This is a genomic window from Paenibacillus sp. 2KB_20 (assembly GCF_052115765.1).
Lineage (GTDB): Bacteria > Bacillota > Bacilli > Paenibacillales > Paenibacillaceae > Paenibacillus_AQ.
On sequence record NZ_JBFRHH010000007.1, the window covers coordinates 716,415 to 738,023 of the forward strand.

19 protein-coding genes are annotated in these 21,609 nt (G+C 50.7%); 14 read left to right on the forward strand and 5 right to left on the reverse strand.

Annotated features, from left to right (window positions below):
* Window positions 1–65: 65 nt before the first annotated feature.
* On the reverse strand, window positions 66–1,322 hold the full coding sequence (locus AB4124_RS22095; RefSeq protein ID WP_441974165.1) for an ABC transporter substrate-binding protein: 1,257 nt from the start codon (window positions 1,320–1,322) through the stop codon (window positions 66–68).
* A 438-nt stretch (window positions 1,323–1,760) separates the two neighbouring features.
* On the opposite strand from AB4124_RS22095, the gene yqeK reads away from it, so the two are divergent.
* From yqeK to AB4124_RS22130, 7 genes are all read left to right on the forward strand, one after another.
* The gene (gene yqeK / locus AB4124_RS22100) at window positions 1,761–2,396 is read left to right on the forward strand and encodes a bis(5'-nucleosyl)-tetraphosphatase (symmetrical) YqeK (RefSeq protein ID WP_430205612.1); all 636 of its coding nucleotides are present in this window, start codon (window positions 1,761–1,763) and stop codon (window positions 2,394–2,396) included.
* A 22-nt stretch (window positions 2,397–2,418) separates the two neighbouring features.
* Window positions 2,419–3,150: a metallophosphoesterase family protein gene (locus AB4124_RS22105; protein WP_441974166.1), complete on the forward strand. Its 732-nt coding sequence runs from the start codon at window positions 2,419–2,421 to the stop codon at window positions 3,148–3,150.
* Window positions 3,151–3,500: 350 nt separating this feature from the next.
* Entirely contained in the window at window positions 3,501–4,931 is a 1,431-nt protein-coding gene (locus tag AB4124_RS22110; RefSeq protein WP_441974167.1) for an SWIM zinc finger family protein, read from the forward strand.
* A gap of 26 nt (window positions 4,932–4,957) precedes the next feature.
* Window positions 4,958–6,820 (forward strand): HEAT repeat domain-containing protein, encoded by a 1,863-nt coding sequence (locus AB4124_RS22115; protein WP_441974168.1) that lies wholly within the window; start codon window positions 4,958–4,960, stop codon window positions 6,818–6,820.
* A 15-nt stretch (window positions 6,821–6,835) separates the two neighbouring features.
* Window positions 6,836–7,939, forward strand: coding sequence for an ATP-binding protein (locus tag AB4124_RS22120; protein WP_339290548.1), 1,104 nt, complete (start codon window positions 6,836–6,838; stop codon window positions 7,937–7,939).
* The gene (locus tag AB4124_RS22125; RefSeq protein ID WP_441974169.1) at window positions 7,918–10,290 is read left to right on the forward strand and encodes a DUF5682 family protein; all 2,373 of its coding nucleotides are present in this window, start codon (window positions 7,918–7,920) and stop codon (window positions 10,288–10,290) included. The genes AB4124_RS22120 and AB4124_RS22125 overlap by 22 nt, the downstream gene beginning before the upstream one ends.
* Before the next feature lie 3 nt (window positions 10,291–10,293).
* On the forward strand, window positions 10,294–11,505 hold the full coding sequence (locus AB4124_RS22130; protein WP_441974170.1) for a VWA domain-containing protein: 1,212 nt from the start codon (window positions 10,294–10,296) through the stop codon (window positions 11,503–11,505).
* A gap of 83 nt (window positions 11,506–11,588) precedes the next feature.
* Here AB4124_RS22130 and AB4124_RS22135 read toward each other — a convergent pair whose 3' ends face one another.
* The gene (locus AB4124_RS22135) at window positions 11,589–11,765 is read right to left on the reverse strand and encodes a hypothetical protein (protein WP_213644387.1); all 177 of its coding nucleotides are present in this window, start codon (window positions 11,763–11,765) and stop codon (window positions 11,589–11,591) included.
* A gap of 234 nt (window positions 11,766–11,999) precedes the next feature.
* On the opposite strand from AB4124_RS22135, the gene pxpB reads away from it, so the two are divergent.
* From pxpB to AB4124_RS22155, 4 genes are all read left to right on the forward strand, one after another.
* Window positions 12,000–12,719 (forward strand): 5-oxoprolinase subunit PxpB, encoded by a 720-nt coding sequence (pxpB, locus tag AB4124_RS22140; RefSeq protein WP_441974171.1) that lies wholly within the window; start codon window positions 12,000–12,002, stop codon window positions 12,717–12,719.
* Window positions 12,716–13,717 carry a biotin-dependent carboxyltransferase family protein gene (locus AB4124_RS22145; protein WP_441974172.1) on the forward strand — a complete coding sequence of 334 codons (1,002 nt, stop codon included), beginning with the start codon at window positions 12,716–12,718 and terminating at the stop codon, window positions 13,715–13,717. Before pxpB ends, AB4124_RS22145 begins: the two co-directional genes overlap by 4 nt.
* Before the next feature lie 6 nt (window positions 13,718–13,723).
* Complete coding sequence (locus AB4124_RS22150) at window positions 13,724–14,482, forward strand: LamB/YcsF family protein (protein WP_441974173.1); 759 nt, start codon at window positions 13,724–13,726, stop codon at window positions 14,480–14,482.
* Window positions 14,483–14,547: 65 nt separating this feature from the next.
* On the forward strand, window positions 14,548–15,186 hold the full coding sequence (locus AB4124_RS22155) for a pyroglutamyl-peptidase I (RefSeq protein ID WP_339265786.1): 639 nt from the start codon (window positions 14,548–14,550) through the stop codon (window positions 15,184–15,186).
* Between the two features lie 156 nt (window positions 15,187–15,342).
* Here the strand turns inward: AB4124_RS22155 and AB4124_RS22160 are convergent, their stop codons facing one another.
* The 3 genes from AB4124_RS22160 to AB4124_RS22170 all read right to left on the reverse strand — a co-directional run bounded on the left by AB4124_RS22160 (window position 15,343) and on the right by AB4124_RS22170 (window position 19,259).
* Complete coding sequence (locus tag AB4124_RS22160; protein WP_441974174.1) at window positions 15,343–15,744, reverse strand: immunity 7 family protein; 402 nt, start codon at window positions 15,742–15,744, stop codon at window positions 15,343–15,345.
* Window positions 15,745–15,763: 19 nt separating this feature from the next.
* Window positions 15,764–17,935 carry a restriction endonuclease fold toxin gene (locus tag AB4124_RS22165; protein ID WP_441974175.1) on the reverse strand — a complete coding sequence of 724 codons (2,172 nt, stop codon included), beginning with the start codon at window positions 17,933–17,935 and terminating at the stop codon, window positions 15,764–15,766.
* 190 nt (window positions 17,936–18,125) lie between these two features.
* Window positions 18,126–19,259: a phosphodiester glycosidase family protein gene (locus tag AB4124_RS22170; RefSeq protein WP_441974176.1), complete on the reverse strand. Its 1,134-nt coding sequence runs from the start codon at window positions 19,257–19,259 to the stop codon at window positions 18,126–18,128.
* Between the two features lie 234 nt (window positions 19,260–19,493).
* Between AB4124_RS22170 and AB4124_RS22175 the strand changes: the two genes are divergently transcribed.
* The 3 genes from AB4124_RS22175 to AB4124_RS22185 are packed head-to-tail and all read left to right on the forward strand — an operon-like array spanning window position 19,494 to window position 21,432.
* Window positions 19,494–19,862 carry a GntR family transcriptional regulator gene (locus AB4124_RS22175; RefSeq protein ID WP_009591066.1) on the forward strand — a complete coding sequence of 123 codons (369 nt, stop codon included), beginning with the start codon at window positions 19,494–19,496 and terminating at the stop codon, window positions 19,860–19,862.
* Window positions 19,862–20,752 (forward strand): ABC transporter ATP-binding protein, encoded by an 891-nt coding sequence (locus AB4124_RS22180; protein WP_076321908.1) that lies wholly within the window; start codon window positions 19,862–19,864, stop codon window positions 20,750–20,752. Before AB4124_RS22175 ends, AB4124_RS22180 begins: the two co-directional genes overlap by 1 nt.
* Window positions 20,749–21,432, forward strand: coding sequence for a hypothetical protein (locus AB4124_RS22185; protein WP_441974177.1), 684 nt, complete (start codon window positions 20,749–20,751; stop codon window positions 21,430–21,432). Before AB4124_RS22180 ends, AB4124_RS22185 begins: the two co-directional genes overlap by 4 nt.
* Window positions 21,433–21,609: the final 177 nt, after the last annotated feature.

Sequence of the window (21,609 nt, forward strand, 5' to 3'; positions counted from 1 at the left end):
CGAGCGGTTGGTATTTAAGTACTTTTAGCAATCGAGAAACATACAGGTAAGAACCGGATCCGCGTTTAGCGCAGCAGTTCTTTTTTGACTCTGGCCAGCGCGTCTTCCCAGGCTTTATCAGGATTTTTGCCTTGGAGTGCAACGGATGACAGCTCTCTATTGACAATGCCGTTTACATTAGCGAATTTACCACCGAAATAAGCAGGTTTGACGTTACGCGCAGAGTCCGAGAACACCTCGCCAGTTGCCTGATTCCCGAAAAATTCCTCGGGCTCCTTCATCACGGGGGCATCCAGCGCGTCTTTGGCGGAAGGGAAAAGGTTGATCTTCTTGAAGGATTGAACCTGATTTTCCGGATTCTGAATATATTTCATTACTTCAAATGCTTCCTGCGGATATTTACTCGTCTTCATGATGGCGAGGAAGGAGCCGCCATTGTTGCCGTCCCCGCCAGGGGCGCGTGCTACTCTCCATTTACCGCTGGTATCCGGCGCCGCCTGCATCAATATTTCCTTCATCCACACCGCACCGACAAAGGAAGCGACCCGTCCATTGTTCATGGCGGCATTCCATTCTGAGGAGGAAGTATTAGTGTTGGCGCTTAGCTTCATCTGTGAAGCCTTCACCGCCGTATCCCAGGCCGTCTTCATGGAGGATTCAGGTGTTTCGCCGATAAACGTATTGTCCTCGGCAAAATATATGCGTTCAGACTGAGCATTCATTTGTGTGTAAATGTTAGTGATGTTGTCGAGCATTTTTACTTTTTGATTAAAATGCTCCTGCAGCTTCTGCCCAGCTTCGAAATATTGATCCCAGGTGCCGAGCTGCGCGTGGACATCTTCTGGTTCGGTCGGTAGCCCGGCTTCCCCGAACAAATCTGCCCTGTAGTATAGGGCGGTTGGCCCCGTATCGATCGGAAGGGCAATCATGGCGCCTTCCGGGGTAACGCCAAGCTTCCATTTCCAATCCAGGAACTCCGGCTCAATCTCCTTGGCGCCCAGCTCATACAGATCGTAGAAACGATCCGAACTCGTAAACAGCTCTGCCACCCAGTCGTTAAAAGCGACGATGTCCGGTCCTCCGGAACCAGCCGCCAGCGTTGTTTTTAGCTTCGATTTGAAGTCGCCACCGATTTTTTGCGCATCGATCCGGATCCCCGGAAACTCCTTTTCTACGGACTTAATCAACTCATCGTCCAGGCTTCGGTTCCAGTACCAAAGTGTAAGCGTTTTCGTTTTTTCTGTGGAAACATTTCCAGCGCACCCGCTGATGATCATAACAAGAATCAGTAACCCCAAGCTAACCATCCTGCGTGTATTCACTATCGTCAGCCTCCTAACGTGGTGAAGTCGGTGATGCTTAAATCTTATTCAGTTACCAAGCTTGCGTGAGTATAAATATATGATTACGTTTATAAACATTAGACTAAAAATCGAAACATTCCATAAAAAGGAATAATAAATGGACAACCCGGGGGCAATATCACGGATCGATCAAGACTTTCTAATATATCATTGCTTCCTCCTTACGTAGGTTCGTTATGTCATGCTCGTCGTTAATATCCCGCATCACCTGCCCGAATGGGTTCGGTCGATGAGTTTTAGAATCGGATGACCTCCTTTCTTTGACTTTCTTGTATAATAGCTTCAAACTATTCTCAGTATAAGTTAATATTGTATGGAAAATGAAGTGCTAGATTGGTAAATTCAAGGAAGTTAGGTGAGGTGAAAAGAGTGAATGACCCGCATAACCGTCGCTTGATCATCAGCTCCTACCGTGAGCTTGGGGAACACGAGCTCACCGGGAATCTTAGGAATGACGTGGCCTCCTTTCTGCAGAAACACCAATGTCCAAAGACAGCAGAGCATGTTCTGAAAGTGGGGGAGGAAGCCCGCAGAATTGCTGTTCTCTATGGCGCCGATCCGACCGCTGCTGAATATGCCGGGTATCTGCATGATATTAGCGCCGTTTTTCCGAATCATGTCCGCATTCAAGTAGCCCGCGAGATCGGGGTGGAAGTATTTCCTGAAGAAGAGCAATTCCCCATGATCATCCATCAGAAAATATCGGCATATATGGCCGAGGATTTGTTCAAAATTACAGAACCTGAAATCTTGAACGCTGTTGGTTGCCATACGACGTTAAGATCCAAGGCTACATTGTTAGATAAGGTACTGTTCGTCGCGGATAAGATGGAATGGGATCAAACGGGAATCCCCCCGTATTTAGAGGAGATTACGGAGCAGTTGCAAACCTCGCTGGATCATGCCGCATTTGAATATATTCAATACTTATGGAATCGGCGTGAATTGCTGAAGGTAGTCCATCCTTGGCTTCGAGACGCATATGATGAATTACGGGATTCACTAAACCATAACCTCGGCAATCCGAAATAAACGAAGTTTGGAGGCGGGTTCATTGACGCAAATTGCATTAATCTCCGACATACATGGAAACATTCCTGCCTTGGAGGCCGTTCTGAAGGATATCAAACAACGCGGAATCGAAACCATCTATTGCCTGGGTGATTTGATTGGGAAAGGCCCGCACGGAGATATCGCGGTTGATCTGGTCAGAACCCATTGCCAGCAAGTCATCAAGGGGAATTGGGACGACTTTATAGGTAAGGAAACCGATGATCCGGTCCTCCAATGGCATCAGCATCGACTTGGAAGCGAGAGGCTTCAATATCTTGCCGAACTTCCGTATATCCTTGAGTTCATGATGAGCGGTAAATGGATCCGGTTGTTTCATGCATCGCCCCGCAGCGTGTACGAACGAATACAACCATGGGATGACCAGGAGAAGCTGGAAACCTTGTTTCACAGTTCCACGCTGTGCGGTGACCCGAGAATCGCGGACGTCGCCGGTTACGCGGATATTCATAACGCATATCACCAGCATCTAAACGGGAGAACGCTGTTTAATACTGGCAGCGTTGGCAATCCCCTCGAAATGCCTGAAGCCTCCTATGTCATTTTGGACGGAATCTATGACAGCGAAGATCCGGCTCCTTTCAATATTCAATTTATTCGCGTGCCATACCCTATTGATCAAGCCGTACAGGATGCCTTGGAATCCGGCATGCCTTCCCCTGAGGAATATATTCTCGAGGTTAGAACGGGGCGGTATCAAGTAAGGAAAGACTAAGGATAATATCGATTTCTGAAGAGCCGGTTATGCCGGCTCTTTTTTAAGAGATAAGAAAGTATAAACTTCCAAGATTTAGCATCCTTATCTCGCAAGAAAAACTTCCGCTAAATACGGTCTGTCTACTGAGAAAGTACGTCGATAGACGTTTTTCTTATGGCACCCATCGCATAAATTCATTTTACATTATTATCTATTAAAGGATGAAGGTGATCGATTAAATAGGAATGAATGTTCTTAAATAGGTCTTAAGAAGGGTAGGGAGTCAGCCGCAGATTCGATATGATTAAGAGTAATGGATAATTTTGCTGTGCATGACCAGCAGCGACTTGATTTAGGAGGGTATGAGTTTGGTTGAGATTACAGAGTCATGGATCGATTCGCAGGCACCGAATAGTGCAGCCATAAAGAATGGACAGGGGCTTGTCAAAAAAGGGCGGTTTCTGCAGCTCCATCATTCGGAGGATCATGCCGTACTTTTTGGCACGTGTGCAGGCAGCGGAAGTTCCGACTACCAGCCGTCTGCCGATTTTGCGGTACCGGAGAAGCCGGTTATGCGGTGTACTTGCCCGAGCCGGCAGTTTCCGTGCAAGCATGTGCTTGGACTGCTTTATGCGTATGCGGGCGGAGCGTCGTTTTCATCCGCCGAGGTACCGGAGGATTTGGCCGCCAAGCGGGAGAAAGCGGAGAAGCGGGAAGAGCGCAAGCTCAAAGAATCTGCCGAAGGGGCAGCACCCAAACCGAAGAAGGTCAACAAATCGGCATTAAAAAAGAAAATCAATGCGCAGCTGGAAGGTCTGGACGTATTGGAGAAGCTGATCCACTCGTTGATCCGGAACGGATTAGGAACATTGGATAAAAAGGAACAAAAGCTGATCCAGGAACATGTAAAGCAGATGGGCAACTATTATTTATCGGGTGCTCAGTCGGAACTTCGCCGCCTGGCGCTGGTGTTGTCGGACAAAGACCAGGAGAAAGCTTATACATATGCGGTTGAGCAGCTTGCCGTTATGAATGCAATCATTAAAAAAGGCAGACAATACCTGGCTTCAAAGCTTGAGGATCCGGATATGGCGCTGGACCATGAGTCGACGATTGAGGAATGGCTGGGGCATGCCTGGCAGCTGACGGAGCTGCAAAGTTTCGGACTCGTAAGCGAACAGGCGGAGTTGATACAGCTTTCCTTTCTGAGTTATGCCGACGATGCACGGCTGGAGCATGTGGATATCGGGTACTGGATTCAAAAGGACAGCGGCGAAATTCACCGAACGATTCAGTACCGTCCCTATAAGGCCGCCAAGCTGATGCGTGAGGAAGACAGCTTTTTCGAAAAAGCCCGAATCCCAGTGCTTTACCGTTATCCGGGGGACATGAACCGACGGGTCCGCTTTGAAGAGATGGCTTCAACTCCGGTGACCGGGGAGGATTTGGTTTGGATTCACGAATATGCAGCGTGTTCTTATGCTGAAGCCGTTAAAAAAGTAAAGAACCAGCTGAAAAATCCGCTCGCTGACAGTCAGCCCGTGATACTGCTTCATGTTTCCCGGATCAGCCGGAATGACGAAGGCCAATATGCCATCACGGATGAAGCCGGACAATCGATTGCACTTGGCGACGTATTCTTACAATCGACGGTACCAATGCTGCGGTATCTGCCGGAGGAGAAGCTGAGCGGCGTCTCCATGCTGGTTATGTTTGAGCACAGCCTGACGACGGGCCGTCTTTTGGCGCAGCCGCTGACCATTATTACGAATACCGAAATCATCCGGCTGTTGTACTGAGCAGGGTTAACGAAGGAGGAACGACCATGAGTACGGCATTATTGCAGGAGCTTAACCAGGAGGTTAGGCGTTTATATATTGCCGGCAGCGAACTCGCAGCCGGCGACTTTCGCCTCAAGCGGCTGGTGCCGCAGTTTCAGCAGCTTGGAGAGCGCGCTACCGTGTTCAAGAGATTGGGTGAAGGAATCAGCGCTTTAATCGAACCGGAATCCGGGAAGGAGACTCCGTCGGCACAGCTGCTTCAGGATTTGAACCAGCTGTTGAGCTCCGTACTGCATACGCAAGGAACGACAGCCCCTGAAGGAGAGCTCCACCCGGTAGAGCATCATCCGGTTTCACTGTCATCCCATTTATCCTTCCGCAAGCTTTCCGCTGTACAGACAGCGCTGACCACAACGGGCGGCGGTCGTTACGAGATCATAGAAGAAGCATGGAAGGAGGGCTTGTTCCGGGATTTCCGGCTGGTATACCTTGCGATTGAAGCCTTGAATGACCCTTATGTGGAGATTGGAGAGCTTGCGGCCAATGAGATATTGCCGTCGTATGGCCCGGAAATCATTCCATTTCTGCTGGAAAGCTTTGATCCCGCAGGCGGAAGGTCGGAGTCGCGGAAGCTGAAGGTGATGGCTAAAACCGACGGCAAGGAAATGGCGGAGCTGATCCGACAAGCGGCCGAGATCGGTAGCGATGAGGTGCGGTGCATGGCGATTAAATTGCTTGCCCGCTACGAAGAGTATGAAGCTGATCTGATGGAATGGAGCAAGAGCAAGAAGAAAGTCATCCGAGAAGCGGCTTATGGCGCACTGGCCGAGAACGGTTCGGATCAGGCTGTGGAGCGATTGTATGAAGCCGCTCAAGGAAAAGACAAAGAGCTGGTTAACCCTGCCCTGGGCAAATGCCGTTCCGTCTTGTTGACGGATTGGCTTGTACGAGATATGTCCGCCGAGCTTCAAGCGGTTTCCGAATTTCCGGATGACAAGCAAAAGCTGGAGGAGAGCTGGAGCAAGGTGAAGCGCTGCTTGTGGGCACTGCACGACAAACAAAGTCCGGCGCTCGAAGAGCTATACCGGAACGTGCTTCAGCAATATTCCTTATATATCAAGTCTTTGGGCTGGACATACCTTATAAATGAAGCGGTCATTTACATGAATCGCGTGGATTCCGAGGAAGCCAGGGAACTGCTTCGCCAAAACGCGGAGAACGATTTGGAGCAATACAGACATAGCAGCTCATATGTCCGCGAGGTATTCCAAAAAGCCGCGCGCGTGCTGCCGCCGGACCGCGTATATGAACAATACAAGGACGTTCTGATGCAAGGCTTCGCCTCCTCGTCGCTTGGCAACGCGACCAAAGAACGAAAAAGGCTTTTGGACACCCTGTCGGATATGGTTATCCATCGGCAGTATAAACCATATGAGGAAGTCATGCCGTTTACGGGGAAGGAGAGCTACACGTATTATGTGGAAATGCTCCCGCAGGAGCAGCTGCAAGCAAGCTGGGATGACAGATGGCTGGAGTTGTTTATCGAGCAGGATGAGCTTGCGCTGGTAAGTGCGTTCGCCCGCCGGGGACATCACAAAGCAGAGTCTTATTTACAGGCGAAGCTGAAGAATTCTCCGGAATTCCGCAACCGTTTTGCCAATTTGATCATCATGGGGCTTGTTCGTTCCGGCATGAAGGATGAAGCGTTATTTGAAGCTATCGTGGCCGCACTGGAAGATAAGCGCAATCACGACTGTTACATGATTGAACCATTTATTTTCAAGCAGCTTTGCCGATTGCCTGCAGGGTATTATGACCGCGTTCATGCGGCGCTGGGCAACTATCGGGACAACGCCGAGGATCAGCTTCGTTACATCCTTCGGATGATGAAGGAACAAGACATTTAAAGGAGTGAAACGCCCATGGCAGCAGGCCAAGAGCAATTACAAGATATCATGCGGCAGCCCGCGGAAATACTGTTCCGTCACGAGCTGGAAGCGCTGCGTAAGGAGGATTCCGGGAACATTCCTGCCGGATGGCAGATGTCGCCGCAATCCGTACTCAAATTTATCGTCGGCGGCAAGGCAGGCAAAACGGAGATCACGCCTAAATATATCGGGAACAAGCGGCTGATCGAGATGGCGGTCGCTACCTTGGTAACCGACCGTGCTCTATTATTGATCGGGGAACCAGGTACGGCCAAATCCTGGCTGTCCGAAAATCTGGCGGCAGCGATCTACGGGAATTCCGGGCTGGTCGTTCAGGGAACGGCAGGAACGAGTGAAGAGCATGTCCGGTATTCGTGGAACTATGCCATGCTGCTTGCACAAGGCCCGACTCCCGAAGCGTTGGTGCAGAGTCCGATCATGCGGGCGATGGAATCGGGAGGGATAGCCCGTTTTGAAGAGATTTCCCGCTGCGCTTCGGAGGTACAGGATGCGCTGATCTCCATTTTGTCCGAAAAGACGATATCGGTGCCTGAGCTCGGTAAAGAAATGAATGCCCGGAAAGGCTTCTCTATTATCGCCACTGCAAATACCAGAGACCGCGGGGTCAATGAGATGTCAACGGCGCTCAAGCGCCGTTTCAATATTATCGTTCTTCCCGCTCCAGCGGATCTGAATACCGAAATCGAAATCGTAAAGAAACGGGTGTCGGAGATTGCCTCCTCTTATGATCTGCAGGCTGCTGCTCCCGCAGATGAAGCACTGCTCAAGGTTGTGACGATCTTTCGTGAGCTGCGCAGCGGCATGACGCTGGATAAAAAGGAAAAGGTGAAGTCCCCGGCCGGGGTGATCTCGACGGCCGAAGCGATTTCGCTCCTGACAAACAGCATGGCGCTGGCTGCGAGTTTTGGCAGCGGTGAGTTGACGGACGAGGATTTGGCAGCGGGACTTCAAGGGGCGATTGTTAAGGATGATGATAAAGACCGGCTCGTATGGAAGGAATATCTTGATAATATCATGAAGAAACGCGGGACCGAGTGGCGGGGCTTATATAACGCATGCAAGGAGATCAACCAGTGAATGCTGCCGGCATACATGTTTTTGGAGTTCGGCATTTGTCGCCCGCCGGTGCGAAGCATGTACTGGATTTTCTGGATGAGATCAACCCTACGGCGGTGCTCATCGAAGGGCCCGCGGATGCAAGCGGGGAAATACGTCATCTGACCCAGGCAACAACGAAGCCGCCGATAGCCATATTGGCGTTTACCGAAGAACTGCCCGTACGAACGATTTTGTGGCCTTTTGCGGTATACTCCCCGGAATATCAGGCCATGAGGTGGGCGCAGAAGCGCGGAGCTTATGCGGCATTCATCGATCTGCCCTCATCCACAGCCGTTTGCATGCAGGAGCTGCGCCGCAGCTCGGAGGGTGAAGCGGACGGGGAAGAGCTTGGAGGCGAGGATCATGGATCCGGCTCGGGACCAGCTGAGCCGATGGACGAGAGCCGGCCGGACGAAAAATCCGTATATGAGCGGATTGCCGAGCTTGCCGGCGAATACGATTACGATATGTACTGGGAGCGGAGTTACGAACATAATTTGAGCGAAGGATCTTACCGGAAATCCATATCGGCTTTTTCCATGCAGATGAGAGAACTGTCGGAGGAAAAAGAGCGGCGTGAGGATACTGTGGAATACGCCTACAATGCCGTCCGGGAGTCGTATATGCGCCGTCAGATTGTTGAAGCGATTGCGGCGGGGCATAACCCCGAGCGCATTGTAGTCGTGTGCGGGGCTTACCATGCCTCGGCCCTTAGCGATTTGTCCAGTCCGATGAGCGACGAGGAATTGAATCAGCTTCCTTCCCGGATAACCAAGCTGACGCTAATGCCATATTCCTATTATAAGCTGTCGTCCATTTCCGGTTATGGTGCCGGAAATATCGCTCCCCATTATTTTGAGATGATGTGGGAACGAATGAAGGAGGGCTCTTTAGCGGAATTGCCGCATCATTATTTATCCATGGTGGCGGGCTCGATGAGAAAGAACGGTACCCACCGCTCCACGGCGGAGGTGATCGAAGCCGTCCGGCTGGCGGAGTCGCTGGCAGCGCTCCACGGGGGCGGTCTCCCGACACTGCGGGATTTGCGGGATGCGGCCCAGACGCTGCTTGGGCGCGGCGAACTTGCCGTCGTGGCAGAGGAGCTTGCACGTGTGGAGATCGGCACGGCGATCGGCGAACTGGCGGAAGGCGTCAGCCAGACCCCGATCCAGGACGACCTGAACCGTCAGCTGAAGAGGCTGAAGCTGGAGAAGTATAAATCGGTTGTTGCCAACGATTTAATCTTGGATTTGCGCGAGAACCGGAGAGTAACCTCGAAAGAGTCCGCGTATCTCGATTTGAACCGGTCCTTTTTGTTTCATCGCTTGAAGCTCTTGGGAATTGATTTTGTTAAAGCCAGGCCCAGCGGGCAGGAGCAAGGTGCGTGGGCCGAGCACTGGGTTGTGCAATGGGCACCGGAGGTTGAAATTCAGGTCGTTGAATCGACGCTGCTGGGGGAGACGGTAGAGGTGGCTGCCGCTTATATGCTCCAGCAAAAGCTGGCGGGCTGCAGCTCGATTGCCGAAGCCTCTACGCTGATCCGGATCGCCTATGAATGCGGGATGATTCATCAGATGGAAGCGGGTCGGCAGACCCTGCAAAAGCTTGCTGTGGACAGCCGCGATGTCGTTCAGATTGCGGCAGCTTCCCGGGAGTTATCCGTGCTGATCCGTTTCGGCGGGATCAGGCGGATGGATACGGAGCCGCTAGTACCGCTGCTGCAGCAGCTCTTTATGCGCGCTTGCTTGTTTTTGCTCGATGGCAGCCAGTGCAGCGACGAGGTATCAGGCCCGATGATAACCGCCATGAATGAGCTGAACAGTGTCGCCATGGAGCATGCGGAGCAGGTGGATGAGGAACTTTGGCTGCAAGAGCTCGGGCATTTGTCCGAAAGAGATGACTTGAACGCCCGGTTGTCAGGATATGCGTGTGCGGTTTTGATGGAGCGGAATGCAATTTCCGCCGGGCAGTGTGCCGAAGAAGTTTCGCGCAGATTATCCCCCGGCATTCCGGCCGATTTGGGAGCAGGATGGTTTGAAGGCTTATCGATGCGGAACCGGTATGCCCTTCTCTCCCGGTTAAGTCTGTGGGAGCAGCTGAATGAATATATCCAGTCCCTGGAGGATGATGAATTCACTCGTGCGCTTGTTTTTCTGCGCCGGGCGTTCAGCAGCTTTTCGGCGAAGGAGAAGACGATGATTGCCGAGCTGCTTGGCGAGCTATGGGGTGTGAATGCAGAGCAGGCCGCCGAGATTTTGACCGGTGACCTGAAGGAGGAAGAAGCGAAGATGATTGACGATTTGAATGATTTTGACTTTGAGGACTTTTAGGATATGAGCTGCATACCGGAACCAAACCAAATATCGCGTTGGCGGCTCATTCTGGGCCAGTCGGCTGAACCTCAGCTAGCGGGCTATAGCGCCGGGGAAAGCATACAGCTGTCGGAGGAAGAAATGATTATGGACCGTGCGCTGGCCGCGATTTATGATAATACGGACGGCGGGGCGGAAGCTGGAAGTGTGTCCGCGGGGCAGCGGGCAGCCGGGCAAGGAAAGTCGGCTCCCCGGCTTGCGCAGTGGCTGGGGGATGTCCGCTCCTTTTTTCCCGAAGACGTGGTGTCCATTATCCAGAATGATGCCATGGAACGAAAGGGCTGGAAGCAGCTGCTGTTTGAACCGGAGGTTCTGGCTACCGTCAAGCCGGATATACAGCTGGTTGGCACTCTGCTGTCCCTGAAAGGCAAGATTCCCGAGAAAACCAAGGATACGGCGCGCCTGCTGGTGAAGGCGGTTGTGGATGAGCTTGTCCAGCGTCTGCAGGAAGATATTCGCCGGGCTGTGACAGGTGCCTTGAACCGCAGACAGCATACACCGCTTCCTTCGCTCAGCGGTATTGACTGGAAGAGGACGATACAGCGAAATCTGAAAAATTATGATGCGGACCGCAAGCAGATCGTGCCGGAGCGTTTTTATTATTTTGACAGGGCAAGACGGAGCAAAGAATGGACCGTTATCGTGGATATCGACCAGAGCGGTTCCATGGCGGAATCCGTCATCTGGGCTTCCGTTATCGGATCCATATTTGCAAGCATACCCTCGCTCGACACCCGTGTGGTCGTATTTGATACGGAGGTCGTTGACCTGACGGAGCAGTGTGCCAATGATCCGGTGGATATGTTATTCGGTATCCAGCTCGGCGGCGGCACGGATATTCATAAATCGGTCGCTTACTGCGAGCAGTTTATTGAAGAGCCGAAAAAGACTCTGTTTATCATCATTTCGGATCTGTATGAAGGCGGCAATCAAGCCGGACTGATCCGGCGAATGCGTGAACTGCGGGAAGCGGGAGTCAAGACGATGTGTCTCCTCGCATTATCCGACGAGGGAAAGCCGTTCTATGATGAGCAGGTAGCCAAATTACTGTCCAGAGACGGGACACCTTGCTTTGCGTGCACCCCTGCACTTCTACCGCAGCTGGTGGAAGGCGCCCTTAAAGGGCATGATCTGGCGGAATTAGCGAAGAGGTTAGGCACCAAGGGGATATGAATCGGAAATATAAACGGAGCGCGAAAAAGACCTCACAGACGATCCTGTAAACAACGGATCTTCCGTGAGGTCTTCTACTTGTATTATTGTTGATTCTCGGAGCTATGACCAGCGTTTGGCTGCTGCTGTTTAAATACCTCGGCTGCTTCTTCTGCGGAGATTTCGGTGTCAAATTCACCTGGAATCGGCATTTTGTTCAATTTCGTGGTTTGAACTTCTGCTTTTGTCGGTTCGTTACTGTTATGGTTTTGTTGGCTCATGTTGGCGGCACCTCCTTATCAAAGTACGTCTTCTGTATTTTGCCAACCATTCCCTAAAATTATACAGAAAGACAGCATTGACGCTTGGCCAGATCCGTCAGAGTCAGCTGTTCCTGATTCTATCGTCAAATATTTAACTTCATATTCAACGGATGCCTGTTTCTCTGCTATCATAGGAATAATCGTTCAATGTTTGACGATAATCCGCAGTACATATGGAACGGAGAATGTACTATGAGCAAGTCTTATTCGTTCTTCCCTTTAGGGGATTCGGCTGTTCTCGTTCAATTCGAAGACATCGTGAGCGAGAAGGTGCATCGCCAGGTCACAGCTATGACGAGGCGAATGGAACAGAACCCTTTTCCAGGCTGGATCGAATGCATCCCTTCGTATACGAGCGTAGCGGTTTACTATGATTATGATAAGATCGGCAAGCCAGAGAGGTTCGATACCGTGTTTGCTTACGTCTGTTCGATGCTGGAGCAGCGGATGGAGGCGGAAGCTTGCGAGAAGACCATCACGAAATATGAGGTTGTTGACATTCCGGTTTGTTATGGGGGCGACTATGGGCCGGATCTGGACGAAGTGGCTCAGCAGAACCACCTATCTCCCAGGGATGTCATTCGTATTCATTCCGGGCAGGATTACTTAATCTATGCGATCGGATTCGCGCCCGGCTTCCCCTATGTCGGAGGTATCCCGGAGCAGATTGCGACACCGAGGAAACAGACTCCCCGGCTGCAAATCCCGGCTGGATCCGTAGGAATCGCCGGCACGCAAACCGGCATTTATCCGATCGAAACGCCGGGCGGGTGGCAGATTATCGGCCGGACGCCGCTCGTTTTATTTCGTCCCGAAGCCGAGCCGCCAACGCTGTTGAAGAGCGGGCAATATATCCGGTTTCGGCCTATTCAAGTTGAGGAATTTGAACGGTTAAGGGAAGTGGGCCAATGAGTATAACCGTACTAAAGTCGGGACTTCTTGTTACTCTTCAGGATGCGGGAAGACGGGGTTACGGCAGATACGGGATTATCACGGCAGGAGCAATGGATAATTCCGCTTATCGGATCGCCAATCGACTAGTTGGCAATGAGAATGAACAGGCCGTTCTGGAAATTACATGGTCAGGATTCGCGGTTGAATTTCATAGCGATCGGTGGGTTGCCATTACAGGCGGGGATCTATCACCCTCGATTGAAGGTGTGAAAGTTCCAATGTGGCGTCCCGTGCTGATCAAAGCGGGCCGTGTTCTGAGCTTTCAACAGCCGGTAACGGGTTGCCGCGCTTATATGGCTGTATCGGGCGGATTTGATGTCTGCCAGGTAATGAGCAGCAGGAGTACGTATTTAAGGGCCGGAATCGGAGGATATGAAGGGAGGCCGTTGAAGAAAGGAGATACACTATTTGCTCATCCTTCTCAGCTTCCTCTGGTCATGTCTGAACGCTACCTTGATGATTACGGCGGTTTCCTCACCGTGAATTGGGCCGTCTCTGCTGAAGGGTATCCTGGTTCAGGGCAGGAGGCGGTGATACGCGTGCTGAAAGGGCGTCAATATGATGACTTTGACGCCATCAGCAAGCAGGCGCTGTTCGAAGAACAGTTCACCGTAACTCCGCAATCGGACCGTATGGGTTACAGGTTGTCCGGTCCGCAGCTTCAATTGAGTTACGCAAAGGAATATATATCCGAGCCGGTAGCCCTTGGAACGGTACAGGTACCCGCAGATGGCCGGCCCATCATTCTAATGGCGGATCGGCAGACGCTTGGAGGTTATCCCAAAATTGCGCAAGTGGCGACCGTTGATATTTCGCTGATCGCTCAGCTGTCTCCTGGGGCAGCAATTCGTTTTGCGGGTATTTCGTTGGCAGAAGCAGAACAGCTTTATACGGCTCACGTTCGAGAGTTTCGAATGTTGGAGGCCATGATCAAGTTTAAATTAAAGGAGTGGTGAGTCAGCATGGTTCGAGTGGACCTGAACTGCGATATGGGAGAGAGCTACGGTGCTTACAAGTTAGGCCATGATACGGAGCTTCTTCGCTGTATAACTTCGGCAAACATTGCTTGCGGATTTCATGCAGGTGATCCGGCGGTCATGAGGGCAACGGTCCGTCAAGCGATTGAGAGCGGTGCCGCAATCGGTGCGCACCCTGGCTTGCCCGATCTGGCTGGCTTCGGAAGAAGAAGAATGGAGATAACGCCTGCCGAAGCTTATGACATGGTAACCTATCAGATTGGAGCCCTGATGGCTTTTGCGATACAGGAAGGGTCTGGGCTGCAGCATGTAAAACCTCACGGTGCCCTGTATAATATGGCAGCAATCTCCAGACCCCTTGCGGATGCGATTGCATCGGCGATCAAGCATATCGATCCGACACTCATTCTGTATGGGTTGGCGGGCAGCGAGTTAATCGCGGCGGGGGAAAGGGCAGGGCTTCGCACAGCAAGCGAAGTGTTTGCGGATCGTACCTACCAGGATGACGGCACCCTCACGCCGAGACATCTGCCGGATGCCATGATAACGGATCCCGAAGCTGCGGTTACGCAAGTCGTACGGATGGTGAAAGACAGAGTGGTAGTTTCTCTGAGCGGCAAGGTGATTCCCATTACGGCAGATACCGTCTGCATTCATGGAGATGGCGCGAATGCATCGTTATTCGCCAGCACCTTGCGTTCACGGCTTGAAGCAGAAGGCGTAAGCGTTCAAGCGCTGCTATAATAAAAGTTAGGATGCTATTTTCGTGACCCGGCAGCTTACATAAACGAGTACAGGAGATATGATATATGCTAAAAATATTAATTTCAGGCTTTGAACCATTTGGCGGAAGCTCTATCAATCCAACGGAGAGACTGGTTGAGGAGATCAAGCACGAATCCTTCCCCGGTGCAGAGATCAGAACGCTGCTGCTTCCCGTACATTACGATGAGTGTGCGGAAATACTGCTGCAACAGATGAAGGCATACGAGCCCGATGCGGTCATTGCCTGCGGCGTAGCGGGTGGACGGACCGCCATTACACCGGAGCGGATCGCCATTAATATCAAGGATATACCGCCGGAATCGACGATTTCGGATAATCGGGGTGTAAGACCTCAAGACGAGCCCATAGACGCTGACGGACCGGACGGACTGTTTTCAACCCTTCCCATCCGTTTGATGGTCAACCGGTTGAAGGAAGCGGGAATTCCAGCTACGGTATCCAATACAGCCGGAACGTATATCTGCAATAATACGATGTATGCGATTTTGAACGATATTCGCCTTAAGCAAAAATCTGCCATTGGCGGATTTGTGCATTTTCCGGCTTCGATAGAGATGGCCGTGGAGAAGCCGTCCTTGCCGACTTTATCCCATGAAACGATGTTGAAAGGCCTGCGCATCATCGTACAGGCCACGATGGATGAATTGAACGGACGAGCTTAAGTCACGGTCGCTCAGCCCTTACGCAATGAGTTGTAGATACATGATCGAATACATGATTAACAAACAATAAATCCCGTAACCCGCCATCCATGAGAACATCATGACATAGCGAGTAACGGGATCTTTTTTTATTTTCTAACTCTATACATCATGTCATTAATCGACTGCATCTTCGATTACCGGGACGCAAGGGGAGAGAAACGGATCGTGTTGTTCCCGTAATTGTCCGCGTGCCAGCACCTGAACCCGGAACTCGTTATCATAACCCTCCAGATTCTCATCATCTCTGGTATACAGGAGACCGTATGAACCGGGAGCGATTTCGCCAATCAATTGGTACAGCGCCACGATCTCGGCAGCTTCGGCTCCCTTGCGGTTCGTAAAACCTCCGACATGAAGGTAATAGAAGCCGTTAGCCGCATTTAAGGATAGCAAGCCGCTGCCCCATGCAAATTCGGTCATCTTAAGCTGTATTTTCTGAATAATCATGTCGAGCTGCCCGGCATCCGCTTCCGCAGGATTTTCCTGGATAGTAGCCCAGCCGTGAAATTCATACATGAATGCTCACTCCTTGTCGTTATAATGGATCGGTATCAATGTGGACTTCTATTCCATATCTTTGGCTGTATTCATGTAATTTGTCAATAACCGATTGGACAGGCTCCCCTTCAAAATGATAATAGACCTTCCTTCCGGTTTGCTCCGCTGCTTCAAAGGTCGCTTTCATTTGATCACGGACTTTTTTGTTAACCTGCTGCAGGGCTGGCTTGGTCTGAGCAATATATTCATCGCTAACCGCGTCGAATTCCCGCCCGATCGGGTCGGAATCAAACTTCATTCTCGATTCTCCGCCAAGTCGCTCCGCAAGCGCATCCGCGGCAGCATCCGGCTTGTTAACCTTCTGCAGCTCTCCGGAATATCTCGGCACCTCTTGCGGTGTTCCTTCAGCTTCGTCAGGTTTATCTTCATCGGGTTTGTCTTTAGGTTTATCTTCATCCGGCTTTTCGGTGTCAGGCTTATCTGGATTCGGCTTATCTTCATCAGGTTTATTCTCATGGTCATCATCTGGCTTCCGCGGATTCTCTTCCGGTTGTTCATTGGTACCGTCAGGCTTTCGATCATCGCGAGATCGGCCAGAGGGAGTATCCGGCTCATCGCGCGTTTTCAAACCGACTTTCTCGGAAAGCGTATCCAGCCACCTTCTTGCACGGGGACCCAGCTTATTGGACAGCCAAGATACCCCTTTACCTATCGGAATCCGGCTGAGGATAACGGCTATCACGGCAGCGGCCGCATTTTGTGGGGATAGCAGTTTCTTCGGGTCGCGGATGTATCCGGCAATTTCGTGTCCGCCACCGGCAATGCCTGCACCGGTCATGGCAATACCAAGAGCGGGCCAGAAGCTCACAAACAGCAGGGAAAGGGCAAAGGCTCCCAATATCATACCCGCTTGTTCCCAGCCGCTAAGCCGGTCCCACCAGTTCTGGAGTGAGTCGAACAAGCACGCGAAACAAGAGGAGTCGCCAGCTGTCATCGAAGCGCCGATACTGGACAGAATCCCGGCAGCAAGCATGAGAATGCCGATGGCTCCCAGAACGGCAGTATACTTTCTTACATTTTCCTGGACCTGATCCCTTTGGCCTGCTGCTTCGAGATTGCCATACAATATCGAGTATCCGAGCTCGCGTCGTTCTCGGTAGAATCCAATCAAGTAACCGAGGCGTTTCCTATCCGTAAAGAGAGCCCGCGTCATCTGCCAACACTCCGTTAATGGGTTGATGAGGGCCTCACCCTTCAGAACGGGAAGACGGTCACGGATTCGATGCAGATCGAAATAGTCGATGAACAACCCTGCAACCAGCAGGACCAGGAAGAAGCCTTCGGTTCGGTAGCCCTCACCGGTCCATTCATGAATAGTCAGCACCCACTCCGGCAGCCGGTTCTGTCCATTCCAGGCTGCATGATTCAGGATAGCCCATAGCAGAAGGAAAGCCGGAAATGCATAGGCCCAGCGTGAGAGGCGTTTGGCGTACCGGAAAGCGATGCCAATTCCGAGTGCGATCATAGCACTATGTACAGGATGCGTAACATTCATCATGGTCGGAATAAAACTTTCCTCGAAGTAGCCCGGAAATAAATCGAAGAACTCCCAATGGAGCGTTTTGCCGCCTAGAAAAGACACCCCGTAATTGCTTTGGACTAAGCGCCTCGACAGCTCCTCCATAAATTGAAAGCCAATGCCGGGAGCAGCCCCTAATACAACATAATCGCTCAGACTTAACGAAGTAGCTCTTCTTGAAAAAAATAAATACAGTCCCAGCGGCAATAGCTTGTAGACTTCCTCAACGACTGGGGTCATGACGGCGAATGACCATGTGTCGTTAGTACGTCCTCCAAAAATCAAATGAAGTCCCTGCATGGTCCCATTGGTCAAGGGAATGACCAAAAGAATCCCTGAGAAAACAAACAAGCTGACCTGCTTCCAGGTAACGGTTTTGCTTCGGCTAAGCAGCCAAAATTGCAGCAGTACGTAGAAAGACCACAAATATTGAACAAGCATGGTCCGCGATTCTTCAATCAGAATCAGACTTAAAACGAGCACCAGCAGGGAAAGCCAGGAAAATAAGTGATACACTTTGGCAATGAAAGGGTATCTCCCAATCCATTCCCTCCAAACCCGATATATCCCCTCCACCGTGTCTCTAATTCTCGTCCGAATGACCGCAATAGACGATGTAATGGAATCCACCCCCCGCTGAATGAACCATTAGCTTAGAACGTTCACAAAAGACAGTTTGCTATATATTTACACAATGGGTCCTCTTCGTGAAACATTTTCTTGATCAGCATATGCGGCTCCAAGCAGAGGTAGTGCTGCCTAAAAAGAAACCCCCTGATTAGCCGGCAGAATATCCGGATAACCAGGGGAGAGGAGGTAACTATTTATATTTTACGACGATGGCATTACTGACCTGACGCCCAGGGGCCGTTAAGTAAGATCCATTATAATACAAGCCGCTGGAGGCACCACCATCCAGATTCATCGCTTGGTAGGCCCCAGCTTGTTTCATAATTTCAGCAAGCTGTGGAATGGTTGCCCCGCCTGTCGTTAACAAAATCAGCTTATGATCCTTCGTGATACCGAGCGCGCTTCGTGCGCCGCCGCCTGTTAGAATCTTTGGATCTTTGAAGCCTTCCTTCTTGACATCCAGGGTTACCTTGCCGTCAGTCAGTAGACGCGGGCCACCTTGAAGTGCCCCTTCCAAATGTCCGGCATCATATATGGATCTGAAATCAAGTCCAGGAATCATGGTGGCCAGATTGTTGCTGTCATAGGTGAAGATCGTCCGATTATCCCCCGAGGCCTTGTGCAAAATATTGCCTTTGCTGACCAAATAGCCGTAAGGCGCTTTGTATGCGCCGGAAGTGTAGGCATCAAAGAACGTACCGTTTATAGCCACTACGGCGTTACTACGCTTGGCTATACTGCGCAAATCCTCGACCTTCCCTGCTTTATTGCCTGCCAGAACGACGTCCAGTTCCACCTTCGGATGGAGAAGTGAAACGGTAACCACCTGTGCACTGAAGGAACGGGAGCCCACCTTGAAGGTTTTCCTAACCGTCGTAACGGGCTTGGTTTGGCTGGATATTAATGTTCCCGATAGAACAGGGAGCGTGTTTGCTACATTCCCATCCGTGATGTTCAGGGTAGATCTATTATGGCTCCAGGATAGCTGCAAGCCCAGATGCTGGCTGACAAATTGCAGCGGTACATAGGTGGAGCCGTTCTCGGAGAACGGGGCTGCTTTAGCCTGAACCTTCTTGCCATTTACATAGGCATTGAGGCTGCCCAGGTATAGCGTGAGAGCTGTATCTTCGCGAGTAATAGTGAGTTTTTTTTCAGCGGCTGTATACGCCACCTTTACGCCGTCATAGGTCTTGAGTACCCCAATCGAAATATAGGATTGGCTGTTCTTATCCACATAAGCCAAATTCTTGGGTGCGGATGCGGCATACAGCGGCGTTATTACCGTCAGCATGGCTAGTACAACGATTGCAATAATTCTTTTCATGTTTCCTCTCAAGCTCCTCTTCTCTTTATCTGTATTGGGCAACGCAGGATTTGTGCCTATACTTTATCGGAAGATAAGGACTATTTATTTAGGACAAAAGTCCAATTCCTGTCTTGTTTTTGTAAATAAATTCCGATAACCCATTGACAATGAACCCCATCTCTTATATGGTTAATTACATGAGTAACTAACCAATGATGCAATGAAGGTTATAAATGAAAGTTGGTGAGGTAAATGGCATTTCAGATTGATGACAGCAGACCGATATTCATGCAAATTGCCGACAAAATTGAAGACGACATCATCGAAGCCCGGCTGCCTGAGGAGACACAGGTTCCATCAACGAATCAGTTTGCAGCCTTTTACCAGATCAATCCGGCAACGGCTGCCAAAGGCGTAAATCTGCTGGTGGATCAAGGGATTTTGTACAAGAAACGGGGGATTGGCATGTTTGTAGCTTCTGGAGCTCGTGAACTGCTGATGGAGAAGCGCAAGACGGAGTTTTATGAACAGTACGTGGTCGCCATGGTTAAGGAAGCGGCCAAACTTGGGATTACCAAAGATCAATTATCGGAAATGATCCGCAGAGGGGAGCAAGACTGATGAGCCAAACCGTGATCGAAGTCAAGAATTTGAGCAAGGCATACAAGGATGCGACGGCTGTCGATAATGTGAGCTTTACCATTGAGGCGAATAAGATCTATGGATTGCTTGGCAGGAACGGCGCGGGCAAAACGACCATCATGCAGATGATAACGGCGCAGCTGTTCCCAAGCCAAGGGGAGATTCGCGTATTCGGAGAGCATCCATACGAAAATCAGAAGGTGATCCGGCAGGTATGCTTCATTAAGGAAGGCCAGAAATATCCGGATATCTTTACGGTCAAGGACGTTATGGGAATTGCCGCTAACGTTTATCCGAATTGGGATGCGGCATATGCAAACAAACTGATCGAGGTATTCCGGCTGCCTATGAAACGACTCGTAAAGAGATTGTCCCGCGGCATGCTCTCATCGGTAGGCATCATTGTCGGACTCGCCAGCCGAGCACCGATCACGATCTTTGATGAGCCTTACCTCGGACTCGACGCCGTGGCCAGAGAGCTGTTCTATGATCATCTGATCGAGGATTACACCAATCATCCGCGCACGATTATTCTGTCCACGCATTTGATTGATGAGGTTAGCAGATTGCTGGAGCATATTATCGTCATTGATTCCGGCCGAATTTTACTTGACGATGCTACGGATGACTTGCGGGGACGTGCGTTTAAGATCGTCGGTCCCTCCGGAACGGTTGAATCGTTTATCCAAGGGCTGGAAGTGATACATCGGGAGTCGTTCGCTTCCATGTTATCCGTCACGGTGATGGGCAGCGCGACAACGAAGTTGCATAAAGAGGCGGAGGAATTGGGCTTAGAAACAACCCCCGTTTCCCTTCAACAATTGATCGTATATTTAACTAAGCGCGAAAAGGTGGGGATCCAACCATGAACGGAATTCCTGGCGTAATCCATATTTATTCGAGACAGAAACTATCCTGGTTTTATTTGCCCTGGGCCATCACGGCATTCAGCTTTCTGATCAACTACATTATCAGCGTGTTGGTTAATGGTGAAGCGTTCTATGCCGGGGGATTGGCAACAATCTTTATCTATGTGTTTATCGCGGCTCTTGTATCGGTGCTGCAGCTGTTTCCCTTTTCCCTCGGATTCAGCATTCGAAGAACGGACTTCTATCTGGGCTCTGTTCTGATGGTGGTAGCGTACAGCGTCATAACGTCGATTATATTATTGGCATTAGCCGAAATTGAACGCTTTACGAGTTCTTGGGGAGACCGGATATCGTTCTTCAAACTGCCGTATTTGAATGACGGCACGTTATTTGAACAATTCATCATTTATTTCATATTGCTTCTTACATTTGCCTTTATCGGGATAGGAATCGGCGTGTTCTATCTTCGTCATCGCGGCATTAAGACTTTTGTCATGTTTGCGGCCTATTTCATTATATTGTCGGGGGCCAGCGTTCTGGTTACCCAATACGGCTGGTGGGGGCAAGTGATTGACTGGGTTATCAAACATACTGCCTTTGAATTGTCCCTGTGGCTCATTCCCATCTCGGTTATCCTCGCACTCGTCAGCTACCGCTCGATTCGTAAAAGCTCGGTGTAAGGCAAAAGACGTCCGATTACTCGGACGTCTCAGATTGTCGAGAAACCCTGTACTTTTTTCAAAGTACAGGGTTTCTTACATATCAAGTGGTCACATCAAAAGGGAAAATAGGGGATTACCCCCTGTTTTCCAGGCGATCCAGGTGGATCGCCATCTTCTTCATATTCTGTACGGCTG

What these genes read in the sequence shown, in the direction of transcription:
- AB4124_RS22115 (WP_441974168.1), top strand. Translation starts at nt 4,958, where the DNA reads ATGAGTACGGCATTATTGCAGGAGCTTAACCAGGAGGTTAGGCGTTTA.
- AB4124_RS22120 (WP_339290548.1), top strand. Translation starts at nt 6,836, where the DNA reads ATGGCAGCAGGCCAAGAGCAATTACAAGATATCATGCGGCAGCCCGCG.
- AB4124_RS22125 (WP_441974169.1), top strand. Translation starts at nt 7,918, where the DNA reads ATGCAAGGAGATCAACCAGTGAATGCTGCCGGCATACATGTTTTTGGA.
- AB4124_RS22130 (WP_441974170.1), top strand. Translation starts at nt 10,294, where the DNA reads ATGAGCTGCATACCGGAACCAAACCAAATATCGCGTTGGCGGCTCATT.
- AB4124_RS22135 (WP_213644387.1), bottom strand. Translation starts at nt 11,765, where the DNA reads ATGAGCCAACAAAACCATAACAGTAACGAACCGACAAAAGCAGAAGTT.
- pxpB (WP_441974171.1), top strand. Translation starts at nt 12,000, where the DNA reads ATGAGCAAGTCTTATTCGTTCTTCCCTTTAGGGGATTCGGCTGTTCTC.
- AB4124_RS22145 (WP_441974172.1), top strand. Translation starts at nt 12,716, where the DNA reads ATGAGTATAACCGTACTAAAGTCGGGACTTCTTGTTACTCTTCAGGAT.
- AB4124_RS22150 (WP_441974173.1), top strand. Translation starts at nt 13,724, where the DNA reads ATGGTTCGAGTGGACCTGAACTGCGATATGGGAGAGAGCTACGGTGCT.
- AB4124_RS22155 (WP_339265786.1), top strand. Translation starts at nt 14,548, where the DNA reads ATGCTAAAAATATTAATTTCAGGCTTTGAACCATTTGGCGGAAGCTCT.
- AB4124_RS22160 (WP_441974174.1), bottom strand. Translation starts at nt 15,744, where the DNA reads ATGTATGAATTTCACGGCTGGGCTACTATCCAGGAAAATCCTGCGGAA.
- AB4124_RS22170 (WP_441974176.1), bottom strand. Translation starts at nt 19,259, where the DNA reads ATGAAAAGAATTATTGCAATCGTTGTACTAGCCATGCTGACGGTAATA.
- AB4124_RS22175 (WP_009591066.1), top strand. Translation starts at nt 19,494, where the DNA reads ATGGCATTTCAGATTGATGACAGCAGACCGATATTCATGCAAATTGCC.
- AB4124_RS22180 (WP_076321908.1), top strand. Translation starts at nt 19,862, where the DNA reads ATGAGCCAAACCGTGATCGAAGTCAAGAATTTGAGCAAGGCATACAAG.
- AB4124_RS22185 (WP_441974177.1), top strand. Translation starts at nt 20,749, where the DNA reads ATGAACGGAATTCCTGGCGTAATCCATATTTATTCGAGACAGAAACTA.